The sequence below is a fragment of the Kitasatospora sp. NPDC004240 genome, from assembly GCF_053603215.1.
Genome location: NZ_JBSGFD010000229.1, coordinates 1 through 12384 on the forward strand (window position 1 = coordinate 1; position 12384 = coordinate 12384).

Sequence of the window (12384 nt, forward strand, 5' to 3'; positions counted from 1 at the left end):
CGGACGGCGGCGCGGGCGGTGGCGCGCGGGCGGGCCGGGGTCACGGGCTGCCCGCGATGCGCGCCCGGCTGCGCCAGCTGGGCGGCACCCTGACCGTGGAGAGCACCCCCGGCGAGGGCACCGTCGTCTCCGCCGCGATCCCCCTGGAGGCCCGATGAGCACCGCAGGCCCGATGAGCACGCCGTCCGCCGACGCCCGCGTCCGGCTGCTGGTCTGCGACGACCACGCGGTCGTCCGGGCCGGGCTGCTGGCGCTGCTGGCCAGCGCCGGTGACTTCGAGGTGGTCGGCGAGGCCAGCAGCGGGGAGGAGGCGGTGGCCCTGGCCGCCCGGCTGGCGCCGCAGGTGGTGCTGATGGACCTGCAGCTCGGCGAGGGCATCGACGGGGTGGAGGCCACCCGCCGGATCACCGCCGCGCCGGGGGCGCCGCACGTGCTGGTGCTCACCACGTACGACACCGACGCCGACATCACCCGGGCGATCGCCGCCGGCGCCACGGGCTACCTGCTCAAGGCCGAGCGCCCGGAGGAGCTGTTCGCGGCGGTGCACGCGGCGGCGCTGGGCCGTACGGTGCTCTCCCCGCCGGTGGCCTCCCGGGTGATGGCGCAGATGCGGGCGCCGGCGCCGCAGCTGACCGAGCGCGAGCAGGAGATCCTGGCGCAGCTGGCGCAGGGGCTGGGCAACCGGGAGATCGCGCGGGCGCTGTTCATCAGCGAGGCCACCGTGAAGACCCACCTGGGGCGGATCTACGACAAGTTGGGCGTCGACACCCGGGCGGGCGCGGTGGCCGTCGCCAAGGAGCGCCGGCTGCTGCGCTGACCCCGAGGGGGTCGGAGTGTCGGGTTCCGCCGGCCGCTGCGGGCCCACCGGAGGGTCCGCGTGCGGTGCCTGCCGGGCCGGGTCGGACCGGTCGGCATGGCGACGGCCCAGGTGGGGCAGGCTCAGGCGGGGAGCGGACCGTTCGTGGAATTCCCATTGACAAACCAACCACGCGGTTTGTTAGCGTGAGTTCACGACGTCCCCGATGCCAGGGGGTGCGGGGGGATCCGCGCCGGGGCCGTACGGCACGGTGGCGCGGAGCGTGTCCGGGGGGGCTCGCTCCGCGCTCACCCGTACCCGGGCCCGGTCGTACCGGGCCCGGGGCCCTCCGGACCGGCCTCAGTCGAACGCCGTCCAGAACGAGCAGCGCACCTGGGCCATGCCCGGCGGCTCCGCCGGAGCCGCCGGACCGTCCACCGGACGGGGCAGGACGGCCGAGCGGGCCACCCCGGGCGAGGTCGCGACCAGCCGGGCGCCGCCGAGGACGTCGAAGCAGAGCGTGAGCTGGTAGCCGTACCGGGTGACCGCACGGATCGCGGACAGCTCGGCGTTCACCGAGGTGATGACGGAGCCCCGGCGGCGCCAGTGCAACTCCACCATGTCCAGCAGCACCGCGCGCCGGCCGGTCGCGATCAGCGTCGCGATCTCCCGGCTGCGGCTGACGTACCACTGGACGCCGGGCCCGCCCGGGTCGCACTCGGGCAGCGGCAGCCGGGCGCCGGCACCGGACTCCCCGGAGCGCCAGAGGAGTTCGGGGCGGACGGCGTCCAGGGTGTCCCCCAGCAGCTCCTCGCAGTGCCCGGCCGCCTCGGCCTGGTCGCGCGGCCCCGGCGGGCCCGACGCCCCGGACGAGCGGTAGCGCCCGTACGGCGGGCACGGCCCCCCGACGGCCGCCCGGAACCGGCCACCGCCGCCCGGGTCGTCGCCCGGGCCACCGCGTGGCACGCCGCCGGGGATCTCGACGTTCACTTCGGCACCACCCCTGGTCGCGTTCGGCTCGGCCGGCCGCCGGGTTCGGCGTCGGCCGTGGAGACCGGCCCGGGGTGCGCGGTGTCGGCCGCGGGGCCCCGGGTCCACCCCTTGGACGGCCAACGGGGTGGGATCAGTTGCGCCCGAACCGGCCCGCCCTCCCCCTCAGGCGCACCCGAACGGCACGCCGGTCAACCTATATGACGACACATCAGCACCCTCCGCCCGGTCGGGTGTACGCGTCACGACCGGCCCGCTGCGTACACTGCACGGAGTAGTGCAACCGGAGGACGAACCGAGGGACACGCCGATGAGCAGCGCTCCGACGAGCAGGACAGCGACGACCGGCGGGGCCGCCACGGGCGCCGGCCCCACGGCGGGCTCGCGCCGGATGCCCGAGAAGCGGCGGGCGATCGCCCGCGCGGCGGGCGTGGTGTTCGGCCGCGAGGGCTACACCCGGGCCAGCGTGGACGTGATCGCCGCCGAGGCCGGGGTCTCCAAGCGCACGATCTACAACCACTTCGGGGACAAGGAGCGGCTGTTCCTCTCGGTCGCCCTGGAGACCGCCGGCGAGCTCACCGAGGTCATCGCCGGACTGGCGGACCGCCATCTGCACAAGATCGTCGACCTGGAGACCGACCTCACCGCCTTCGCCGTGGACCGGTTCCGGGCGGTGATCTCGGCCGGCGACCACGCCGCCCTGGGCCGCACCATCCGCGCCGAGGCGGGCAACATCCCGCCGGACGTGCTGCGCGCCTGGCTGGAGGCCGGCCCGCTGGCCTCCCAGCGCGACCTCGCCGCCCACTTCACCCGCCTCGCCGACCAGGGCCTGCTGCGCTTCGACGACGCCGAGCTCGCCACCACCCACTTCACCCTGCTGACCTTCAGCGGTGCGGCCGACCGCACCTTCTTCGGCGCGGTGCCCGTCCCGGAGGCCGAGCTGCTCCCGGGGATCACGGCCGGGGTGCGGGCCTTCCTGCGGCTGTACGGCTGACGCGGGCGGTCCGGGCGCCCCGGGCCGTCCGGGCGGCCCGCCGGACCGCACGGGCCTTTGCCGGGCCCAAAAGTACACTGCACCGTGTAGTTGCATGCTTAACCTGCACTGTGTAGTTTACTTTCACGTCAGCACCGCACAGCGGGGCAACCGCTCCACCGAACAAGGGACTTCAGCCATGCGCAGCGTCACCGTCGGCACCGCCCGGATCCCCTACCGCGTCATCGGCACCGGTCCCGCCCTGGTCCTCGTCCACGGCACCGGCCCCGGCTCCGGCATGTGGGACCACCTGCTCGACGCCTTCACCGACCGCTACACCGTGATCCTCCCCGAGCTCTCCGGCAGCGAGAGCGCCGAGGACGACGGCGGCCCGCTCGCCGTCGAGACCCTCGCCGACCAGGTCAACGCCGTCATCGAGGACGCCGGCGCCAGCCCCGCGCACCTGGTGGGCTTCTCGCTCGGCGCGGTCGTCGCCACCGCCGCCGCGGCCCGCCGCCCCGACCTGACCCTCCGTCTGGTCGCCGCCGCCGGCTGGGTGAACGCGGACGACGAGTACCTGCGCAACATGATGACCGTGTGGCTCGCCATCGCCGACAACCCCGCCGCCTTCGGCCGCTACGCGACCATGACCGCCTTCAGCGGGGACTTCCTCAACCGGATCGGCCGCGAGGCCGTCGAGGCCAACGCCGCCTTCATGCGGCCCACCCCCGGCACCCTGCGGCACATCGGGCTCAACACCACCCTGGACATCACCGCCCTGCTCCCGGACGTCCAGGCCCCCACCCTGGTCATCGGCTGCGCCCAGGACGCCACCATCCCGGTCGCCAACGCCCGCCGGCTGCACGCCGGGATCACCGGCAGCGAGTACACCGAGTTCGACAGCGGCCACGTGGTGGTCTTCGAGCAGCCGGAGGCGTTCACCGAGGCCGTCCACGGCTTCCTCGCCGCCGTCTGAGCCCGCCCGGAGCCGCTCCCACCCCGCACCACACCGCCCCGGCCCCACCCTGCACCCGCCCCGCCCCGCTCCACCCTGCCCCGTCGGTCGCCGCCCCCGCCCTCCCCCGTGATCCGGAGCGCTCCGGGTCACGGCCCGGTGGCCGTGCTCCCCTCCCGCGGCCGGGCCGCGGCGGGCGGGGGCGTCCGGGGCAGCCGGGCCGCGGCCGCCAGGCCGATCAGCCCGACCAGGGCGAGGGTGCCCATCGCCGCGGCGTACGCGTGGTCGGTGAGCCCGGCCACCAGGATGGTCCCGGCGATGGCGGTGCCGAAGGAGGAACCGAGGTTGGAGACGCTGCGGGAGAGACCGGAGATCTCGCCCTGCCGCTCCTCCGGGAAGGCCGACTGGACGACGTTCACCGAGGGCGTCAGCATCACCCCGAGCCCGAGGCCGATCAGCAGCAGGCCCGGCGCGAACGCCCACGGGCCGGGCGTGCCCGCGACGAGGGCGATGAGCACGCCGACGCCGACCACGGTGAGGGCGAACCCGGCCATGATCAGCGTCCGTTGCGGCCGCCGCTCGGCGAGCCGTTCGGCGGCGAGGGAGGAGACGAGCAGTCCCACGGTGGCCGCGGTGAAGATGACACCGGTCTGGATCGCGTCGTAGCCGCGCACCACCTGGAGGAAGGTGGCCACGGTGAACGAGGTGCCCATGAGCAGCAGCCACTGCGCGTTCTGGGTGATCAGGCCGAGGTTGGAGACCCGTTCGCGGAACAGGCTGGTCGACAGCAGCGGTTCGCGCCCGGCCCGTTCCTCCGCCCGCACCCAGCGCAGGAACCACGCCAGCACCAGCACGCCCGCGGCCAGCAGACCGAGCATCAGCCACAGATCGTTGTCCGCCGCGAGGATGCCCATCACCACCAGGACCAGGCCGGCGGCCGACAGCACCGCGCCCCGGACGTCGAAGTGGCGGGACGGGTCCGGCGGCAGCGGGTCGGTGATCGACCGGCTCAGCACGATGATCACCGCGATCACCAGGGCCTGGAAGACGAACGCGGCCCGCCAGCTGATCCCGGTGGTGATCAGCCCGCCGATCAGCGGTCCGGCCGCCGCCCCGACGCCGCCGGCCGCCATGATCACACCGAACGCCCGGGCCCGGGAGGCCGTGTCCGTGTGGAGCAGCGTGGTCAGGATGTAGACGGGCGGGATCAGCAGGGCCGTGCCGACGCCCTCCAGGAGGGAGTTGCCCAGGATCAGCACGCCGAGCCCGGGCGAGACCGCGCTGACCAGCGCCCCGACCCCGTACACCGCGAGGCCCACGAGGAAGCAGCGCTTGCGCCCGTAGCGGTCGGTGAGCTTCCCGCCGGGGATCATCAGGGCGGCCATGACCAGCAGGAACACGGTGATCGCCACCTGCACGCCCTGGACGGTGGTGTCCAGGTCCTGGCTGATGTCGTTGATCATCACGTTCATGTTGGAGCCGGCGAAGCTGCAGATGAACTGGGCCAGCGCCAGCGGCGCCAGGATCCGCGAACCGGCCGTCCGCCGGTCCGCGCTCACGGCCGGCGCCCGCCGTCGTCGCCACGGCCCCCGTCCGGGCACCCCCCGTCCGGGCGCCCCTCGGCGCGGTCGAGCTCCTCGTCCAGGGCGAGCGCCGCGGCGACCAGCGCGAGGTGGGTGAAGGCCTGCGGGAAGTTGCCGAGCTGCTCGCCGGAGGGCCCGATCTCCTCGGCGAAGAGGCCCACGTGGTTGGCGTAGGTGAGCATCTTGTCGAAGGCGTAGCGGGCCTGGTCGAGGCGCCCGGATCGGGCGAGCGCCTCCACGTACAGGAAGCTGCAGAGGGTGAAGGTGCCCTCGGAGCCGCGCAGTCCGTCGGGCGAGGCGGCCGGGTCGTAGCGGTACACCAGGCTGTCGCTGACGAGCTCCTCGTCCATCGCGTCCAGGGTGCTGAGCCAGTCGGGATCGGTCGGCGAGAGGAAGCCGACCCGGGGCATCAGCAGCAGCGAGGCGTCGAGCACCTCGGTGTCGTAGTGCTGCACGAAGGCCTTGCGCTTCTCGCTCCAGCCGCGGTCGGTGATCTGCTCGAAGACCTCGTCGCGGGTCCGCTGCCAGCGCCCCAGGTCCGCCGGACGGCCGTGGGCGAGGGCGAGCCGGATGGCGCGGTCGAAGGCGACCCAGGTCATCAGGCGGCTGTAGGTGAAGTCCTGCCGGCCGCCGCGGGTCTCCCAGATGCCCTCGTCCGGACGGTCCCAGTTCTCGCAGAGCCAGTCGATGAGCCCGGCGAACGCCCGCCAGCCCCGGATCCCCCCGATGTCCTCGGACTGCGCCATCGCGTAGGCGGCCTCGCCGTAGATGTCGAGCTGGATCTGGTCGGCGGCCGCGTTGCCGGCCCGGACCGGGGCGGAGCGGCGGTAGCCCTCCAGGTGGTCGAGGACCTCCTCGGTCAGGTGCGGCTCCCCGTCCACCCGGTACATGATCTGCAGCGGCTCCCCGGACTCCGTCCCCCCGGCCTCCAGGCGCTCGCGCAGCCAGTGGCGGAAGGCGTCGGCCTCGGCCGTGAAGCCGAGGTCGATCAGCGCCCGTACGGAGAGCGAGGCGTCCCGGATCCAGGTGTAGCGGTAGTCCCAGTTGCGCTCGCCGCCGATCTGCTCGGGCAGGCCCATGGTGGCGGCAGCGATGGGCGCGCCCGTGGGGGCGTACGTGAGCAGCTTGAGGGTGATGGCGGAACGGCTGACCATCTCGTGCCAGCGGCCGCGGTAGCGGGAGGAGCGCAGCCAGGACAGCCAGAAGTCGCGGCAGCCGTCGAAGGCGTCGGTGATCTCCTCCACCGTGGGCGTCGCCCCGCCGGGGCGCCCGCTGAGCCCACCGCCGTCGTCCGCCTCGCAGGTCAGGACGACGGCGGCGCTCTCGCCGGCCCCCAGGGTGAAGCGGGCGGAGACGTCGGTGCCCTCGACGTGCAGCGGGACCGCCTCCGTGGCCTGCAGGTGCAGGTCGGTGCCGGGCCCGTGGAAGACCACGCTGCCGTCCTCCAGGCGGTCCAGCGTGTGCGGGGCCCTGCCGTAGTCGAAGCGGGGCCGGCAGCTCAGCTCGAAGGGCAGGCTGCCACGGACCACCCGGACGGCGCGGATCAGCCGGTGCCGCGGGGCGGGCTCCGCCGAGGCGATCGGCTCCATGAAGTCGACCACCTCGCCGACGCCGCCCGGGGCCATGAACCGGGTGACGAGCACGGCCGTGTCCGGCAGGTACAGCTGGCGCACGGTGGTCCGCTCACCGGAGTCGGCGGCCAGTCGGCAGTGGCCGCCCCGGTCGCTGTCCAGCAGCGAGGCGAACACGCTCGGCGAGTCGAACCGGGGGGTGCACCACCAGTCCACGGTCCCGTCGGCGGCGATCAGCGCCGCCGTCTGCAGATCGCCCACCAGCCCGTGGTCCGCGATCGGGGGGTAGTCGTTCATCGCGTCTCCTCCCAGGGAGCCGCGGCCGGGGCACGTCACCGCCACCGCCGGCGGGAGCCCGAGGCCGGCCGCCGGCCCCCCACCATGCTCACCGCACCCCCACCCCACCGCATCCCGACCCGCCCGGGCCGCCCCACCCCCACCCCGGGCCACCCCGGCCCCGGACAACACGAAAGCCGCAGGTCCGGGGACCTGCGGCTTTCGGAGCTGGAGCGGGCGACGAGAATCGAACTCGCGCTCTAAGCTTGGGAAGCTCATGTTCTACCATTAAACTACGCCCGCCTGACGAGCCGTCAGAGACCGCTCGACCACCGTCACTGTACCCCATCCGGCACGGGGCCTGCACGGACGGGTGGAGGCACGTGGCGCGGCGCCTCGGCGGGGCGGCCGAGGGCGTACTGTGTGGCCCGCTCGGGGTGGTCCGGCGGGCGGGACCGGGGGCGGCGAGCCTCGGTGTGGAATGTCCGGAAGATCCCCTAGTGTGACGCTGTCCCGGGGGCTCGGCCCGTCGGGGCGCGACGAGTACGGGTGAGCACTGGGTAAGGATGGGAAGGGGATCGATGGAGCAGCGCGCCGTCGTTCGTTGTGCCGAGGGGCACCTGTTCAGCACCACCACGTTCCCGATGCAGAACCTCGGACCGGGCCGGCTCGGGCCGGGCCGGCTGATCCGCTGTCCGCAGTGCGGACGGCTGCGCAGCTCGGTGCTGGCCGACCCGCGGGAGCTGTCCGAGCCGCAGCTGGCCCGGGCACTGCGGCTGGAGGCCGCCGAGTTCCTCGCCTGAGCGGGGCGTGGGTGACGGATGTGACGAGAGGGGCGCCGGACGGATTCGTCCGGCGCCCCGCCGTGCACGTAACCTCGAACCGTGCTGCTCTCTGACAAGGACATCCGGACCGAGATCGACAAGGGTCGGGTCGTCATCGACCCCTTCGACCCCGCCATGATCCAGCCCTCCAGTATCGACGTGCGCCTCGACCGCTTCTTCCGCGTGTTCGAGAACCACCGGTACCCGCACATCGACCCCTCCGAGGAGCAGCCGGACCTGACCCGGCTGGTCGAGCCGGAGGGCGAGGACGCGTTCATCCTGCACCCGGGCGAGTTCGTGCTCGCCTCCACGTACGAGGTCATCACGCTGCCCGACGACGTGGCCTCCCGGCTGGAGGGCAAGTCGAGCCTCGGCCGCCTGGGCCTGCTGACGCACTCCACGGCCGGCTTCATCGACCCCGGCTTCAGCGGCCACGTCACGCTGGAGCTGTCGAACGTGGCGACCCTGCCGATCAAGCTCTACCCGGGGATGAAGATCGGGCAGCTCTGCCTGTTCCGGCTCTCCTCCCCCTCCGAGCACCCGTACGGCTCCGAGCGGTACGGGTCGCGCTACCAGGGCCAGCGGGGCCCGACGCCGTCCCGCTCGTACCTGAACTTCCACCGCACCGGGGTCTGAGACCCGGCGGGCGGGCCGGACCGGCGTCGGCCGGGCCGGGCGGCAGGACCAGAGCGCACGCGACGGAGCGGGCGGCCACCCCACGGGAAAGGGGAGTGGCCGCCCGCTCCTTGCGCATGCCCGGACGGGCGCGGGTACGGGTCAGGGTACGGGTCAGGCGCGCTCGGGCCGGGTGACGGCGACGAGCTCGCCGCCGTCCTCGGAGAGCCGCAGCTCGGTGGTGAGCCCCACCAGCTGGCCGAGGTGGTGCAGGTGGGTGCCGCCGCAGAAGATCTGCGCGCCGCCCTCGGGGAGCTCGCAGTGCCACTGGCGGCGGGCGGTCAGCTCGGGGCCGGGGACCTCGATCCGCACCGGCGCGTCGGCGGCCACCCAGGCGGCCAGCCGGGCGTTGACGGCCTCGGTGAGCGCGGGCAGCGCCTCGGCGAGGGCCGGGAACTCCTCGGTGGCCTCGGTGGTGAAGCCCTTCTTGCGCAGCGACTTGCCGAGCCGGTAGGTGTCGGTGCTCGCCTCGGTGTCCATGACCGAGGAGGCCATCGCGAGGCTGTCGAAGTCCGGGTGGCCGAAGGCGTCGGCGCGGCCCGGGTCCTTGCGCCAGCGCGGGGCGAGCGCGGCGTTCAGGGCGAGGGCGAGCAGGTGGCAGCCGCTGTGCGAGGCGCACAGGGCGGCGCGGCGCTCGGGGTCGACGGCCAGCGTGGCGACGGCGCCGGCGATGTCGCCCGGGTCGCCCTCGACCACGTGCAGGACCAGCCAGGACCACTCCTCGTCACCGCGCCGCACCGGGATGTCGGCCCCCACCAGCAGCTCGCCGCCCTCGGGCCCGACGGCGCCGGTCAGGCAGTCCACGACGGCCAGCCCGGTGCCGTTCACGGTCAGCGTGCCGAGGTCGGCCGGCTGGTCGGGCCAGGTGTGGTCGAGCGGGTGGAACGGGGTCGCCTCGGTGACGACGGCGTACCGGCCGTCGGCCAGCGGCCGCACCGCGAGGACCGGCGACTCGCCGGTGACCGCCCCGGCGGGGAAGCTGACGTGGGTGGTGGGGAGGGTCATGTGGGCTGGCTCCGTGCGGATCGGTGCGAGGGTGGAAGCGGAACGGGCCCCGAACCGATCCGGGGCCCGTCGACCATTCTCCCTCGTACCCGGACCACCCGGCCGCCGCGGCGACCGGTACGGGCCCCGGGCCCAGGCCGGGCGCCGGGTGCCGAGCGCCGGGTGCCGAGCTCAGGACAGCGTCGGCAGCTTGATCAGCACCAGCAGCGCCAGCAGCTGGAGCGAGGCCGCCCCGACCGCCTTCCCCCACGGCAGGTCGTGCACCCGGCGGACCATGGTGGTCAGCAGCACGGCGCACAGCAGCCAGGTCACCCAGCCGACCGCCTGCACCACCACGTTGTCGGACGGCAGGAAGAGCGCCAGCAGCAGCCGCGGCGCGTCGGTGGTCCAGCCGATCAGCACGGCCAGCCCGATCGTCGACTTCCAGGGGCCGTCCCCGCCGAACTGCCGGGCGAGCCCGTAGGTGACACCGCCGAGCGTGGCGCCGGCCACGGTGAAGCCGATCGCGGCGGCCAGCATCCCGGTCAGTGCGACGGTGAAGGTGGAGTTGAAGATGTCGTCGCGGGTCATCCCCATGCCGAGCACGGCCAGCGCGCCGTACAGCAGCGAGACGGTGAGCGCGGGCAGCCACACCTGGTGGTCGCGGGTGCGGTCGAAGGTCGCGGCGGGGGCGCGGAAGATGCCGGTCAGCAGCTCGCGCCAGGGCGGACGCGGGCCGGCGACGTGCGGCGCGGCCTGCCCCCCGGCCCGGTAGACGGCCACGTTGTCCCGCTGGTAGCCGTCCTGCTGGTACCCGTCCTGCGGGTACGCCTCCGGGCCGTAGCCGTCGTACCCGGGGTAGCCGCCCTGCGGCTGGCCCGGGCCGTAGCCGTCGTAGCCCTGGTCGTAGTACTCCGGCCCGGGCTGCTGCTGCCCGTACGGCGGCGGGTAGCCCTGGTACGGCCCGCCCGCGTAGGGGTCGCCGCCGGTCGGGAAGGCCCGGGTGTGCCCGGGCTGGTCGGCGGCGTAGGGGTCGTACCCCTGGGCGCCGGGTGCTCCCGGGTGCGGGCCGGTGAAGTACTCCGGCCCGTCCGGTGCCTGCCCGTACCCCCCATGACCCCCCGGCCCCGGGTGCGGCGGAGGCGCCGACCACCCGCGGGGGTCGGCGCCCTGACCGTTGTCGTTTCGATTGCCAGCCACGCTTCGAAGGTACCCGTCCGGCTGACTCCGCGTCGGCCGGGCACCGGCCCGGGGCCGGATTGCAGCAAGCCTGTGACCGGTCCCCGCGGCGGCCGGGGCGGGCCCGGCGCCCGCCGGAGCGGTGCTACCGCTGGGCGGCGATCGTCGGGCCGTGCACCGCGGCCGCGGCGGAGGCGCCCGCCGGGCAGCCGCCGGGGCCGGCCGAGGTGCGGACGGCGCCGACCGGCAGCAGGGTGCCGCAAGCGATCCGGACGCCGTTCGGCAGCTCGTTGTCGGACTCGACGATCGCACCGTCGCCGATCACCGCGCCGTCCAGCGCGGTCCGGGCGCCGACGGTGGCGTACGCGCCGACGATGGAGTCCTTGACCAGGGCGTCCGGGCCGACGGCCGCACCGGGCAGGATCACGCTGCCCTCGACGATGGCGCCGGCCTCGACGACCGCGCCCTCGGAGACCACGGTGCCGCCGCTGAGCACCGCGCCCGGGTGGACGGTGGCGCCGGGCAGCAGCAGGGCGTCCCCGGTGGGGCCGGGCACGGCCGGCGAGTCGACCTTGCCGAGCACCAGGTCCGCCGAGCCGCGCACGAAGGCGGCGGGGGTGCCGAGGTCGAGCCAGTACGAGGTGTCCACCACGCCGCGCAGCAGCGCGCCGGTGGCCAGCAGCTCGGGGAAGGTCTCGCGCTCGACGGAGACCTCGCGCCCGGCCGGGATGCGGTCGATCACCGAGCGGGTGAAGACGTAGCAGCCGGCGTTGATCTGGTCGGTGACGATCTGCTCGGGGGTCTCCGGCTTCTCCAGGAACTCCAGCACCCGCCCGTCCGCGTCGGTGGGGACGAGCCCGAAGGCCCGCGGGTCCTCCACCCGGGTCAGGTGCAGGGTGACGTCGGCGCCGGCGGCCACGTGGCCGTCGCGCAGGGCCGCGATGTCGACGCCGGACAGGATGTCTCCGTTGAAGACCAGCACCGGCTCGTCCGGCCCGCAGGTGAGGCCGGAGGCGGCGTTGCGGATGGCGCCGCCGGTGCCCAGCGGCTCCCGCTCGGTCAGGTAGACCAGCTCGATGCCGTACGGGGCGCCGCCCTGGAAGTGGTCCTCGAAGACCTCGGCCAGGTAGGAGGTGGCCAGGACCACCCGGGTCACCCCGGCCGCGGCGGCGCGGGCGAGCTGGTGGGCGATGAACGGGACGCCCGCGACGGGGCACATCGGCTTGGGGGTGTGGGTGGTCAGCGGGCGCAGTCGCGTGCCCTTACCACCGACCAGCATGATCGCTTCGGTCATGGTCTGCGCTGTTCCCCTTGTGCTCTGTGCGGCCCGGCCCGGGCGGGCCGGTACCTCCGGTCGTGGTGCGTAGGCGCCTACTGTATTTCCTTCCACCACGGACGCCGCCCGGTGGTCGTCCGGTTGGTACGACCAGCGCATGAATCGCGGTGAAGGCCGTTCGGAGTGGTGCGCGGCACCCCTCGGCCCGGCCCGGTGACCGGCCCCGGCGGCGGCCCGGGAAAAGCCCGGCGGCGGCCCCGGGGAACCCCCGCAGCGGCCCGAAAAGCCCGGCCCGGCGGGTG

Annotated in this window: 11 protein-coding genes, 1 tRNA gene and 1 pseudogene; 6 read left to right on the plus strand and 7 right to left on the minus strand. The window is 74.5% G+C overall.

Annotated features, from left to right (window positions below):
• The coding region (locus ACWEQL_RS36525) for an ATP-binding protein (protein WP_452154897.1) at nt 1-158 on the plus strand (158 nt) is incomplete at its 5' end.
• Complete coding sequence (locus ACWEQL_RS36530) at nt 155-817, plus strand: response regulator (protein ID WP_452154877.1); 663 nt, start codon at nt 155-157, stop codon at nt 815-817. The genes ACWEQL_RS36525 and ACWEQL_RS36530, both read left to right, overlap by 4 nt.
• Before the next feature lie 339 nt (nt 818-1156).
• Here ACWEQL_RS36530 and ACWEQL_RS36535 read toward each other — a convergent pair whose 3' ends face one another.
• Nucleotides 1157-1786, minus strand: a complete 630-nt coding sequence (locus tag ACWEQL_RS36535) for a hypothetical protein (protein WP_452154879.1) — start codon at nt 1784-1786, stop codon at nt 1157-1159.
• A 310-nt stretch (nt 1787-2096) separates the two neighbouring features.
• Between ACWEQL_RS36535 and ACWEQL_RS36540 the strand changes: the two genes are divergently transcribed.
• Nucleotides 2097-2780: a TetR/AcrR family transcriptional regulator gene (locus ACWEQL_RS36540; RefSeq protein WP_452154881.1), complete on the plus strand. Its 684-nt coding sequence runs from the start codon at nt 2097-2099 to the stop codon at nt 2778-2780.
• A gap of 178 nt (nt 2781-2958) precedes the next feature.
• Nucleotides 2959-3735, plus strand: a complete 777-nt coding sequence (locus ACWEQL_RS36545; RefSeq protein ID WP_452154883.1) for an alpha/beta fold hydrolase — start codon at nt 2959-2961, stop codon at nt 3733-3735.
• 128 nt (nt 3736-3863) lie between these two features.
• Here the strand turns inward: ACWEQL_RS36545 and ACWEQL_RS36550 are convergent, their stop codons facing one another.
• From ACWEQL_RS36550 to ACWEQL_RS36560, 3 genes are all read right to left on the minus strand, one after another.
• Complete coding sequence (locus ACWEQL_RS36550; protein ID WP_452154885.1) at nt 3864-5273, minus strand: MFS transporter; 1410 nt, start codon at nt 5271-5273, stop codon at nt 3864-3866.
• Nucleotides 5270-7165 (minus strand): glycoside hydrolase family 15 protein, encoded by a 1896-nt coding sequence (locus ACWEQL_RS36555; protein ID WP_452154887.1) that lies wholly within the window; start codon nt 7163-7165, stop codon nt 5270-5272. The genes ACWEQL_RS36550 and ACWEQL_RS36555 overlap by 4 nt, the downstream gene beginning before the upstream one ends.
• Nucleotides 7166-7373: 208 nt before the next feature.
• A tRNA-Gly gene (locus ACWEQL_RS36560) sits at nt 7374-7447 on the minus strand.
• A 263-nt stretch (nt 7448-7710) separates the two neighbouring features.
• On the opposite strand from ACWEQL_RS36560, the gene ACWEQL_RS36565 reads away from it, so the two are divergent.
• Entirely contained in the window at nt 7711-7947 is a 237-nt protein-coding gene (locus ACWEQL_RS36565) for a hypothetical protein (protein ID WP_452154889.1), read from the plus strand.
• A gap of 81 nt (nt 7948-8028) precedes the next feature.
• A complete protein-coding gene (gene dcd / locus ACWEQL_RS36570; RefSeq protein WP_452154891.1) occupies nt 8029-8604 on the plus strand; it encodes a dCTP deaminase in 576 nt (191 codons plus the stop codon).
• A gap of 153 nt (nt 8605-8757) precedes the next feature.
• Here the strand turns inward: dcd and ACWEQL_RS36575 are convergent, their stop codons facing one another.
• The 3 genes and pseudogenes from ACWEQL_RS36575 to ACWEQL_RS36585 all read right to left on the minus strand — a co-directional run.
• A complete protein-coding gene (locus ACWEQL_RS36575) occupies nt 8758-9648 on the minus strand; it encodes a metal-dependent hydrolase (RefSeq protein ID WP_452154893.1) in 891 nt (296 codons plus the stop codon).
• Between the two features lie 171 nt (nt 9649-9819).
• On the minus strand, nt 9820-10827 hold the full coding sequence (locus tag ACWEQL_RS36580) for a Yip1 family protein (RefSeq protein ID WP_452154895.1): 1008 nt from the start codon (nt 10825-10827) through the stop codon (nt 9820-9822).
• A 199-nt stretch (nt 10828-11026) separates the two neighbouring features.
• Nucleotides 11027-12100, minus strand: a pseudogene (locus tag ACWEQL_RS36585) (sugar phosphate nucleotidyltransferase); the annotation flags it as partial.
• Nucleotides 12101-12384 lie beyond the last annotated feature (284 nt).

Bases quoted from the DNA above. Each gene is read 5' to 3' on its own strand.
- ACWEQL_RS36530 (WP_452154877.1), top strand. From the start codon at position 155: ATGAGCACCGCAGGCCCGATGAGCACGCCGTCCGCCGACGCCCGCGTC.
- ACWEQL_RS36540 (WP_452154881.1), top strand. From the start codon at position 2,097: ATGAGCAGCGCTCCGACGAGCAGGACAGCGACGACCGGCGGGGCCGCC.
- ACWEQL_RS36545 (WP_452154883.1), top strand. From the start codon at position 2,959: ATGCGCAGCGTCACCGTCGGCACCGCCCGGATCCCCTACCGCGTCATC.
- ACWEQL_RS36555 (WP_452154887.1), bottom strand. From the start codon at position 7,165: ATGAACGACTACCCCCCGATCGCGGACCACGGGCTGGTGGGCGATCTG.
- ACWEQL_RS36565 (WP_452154889.1), top strand. From the start codon at position 7,711: ATGGGAAGGGGATCGATGGAGCAGCGCGCCGTCGTTCGTTGTGCCGAG.
- ACWEQL_RS36575 (WP_452154893.1), bottom strand. From the start codon at position 9,648: ATGACCCTCCCCACCACCCACGTCAGCTTCCCCGCCGGGGCGGTCACC.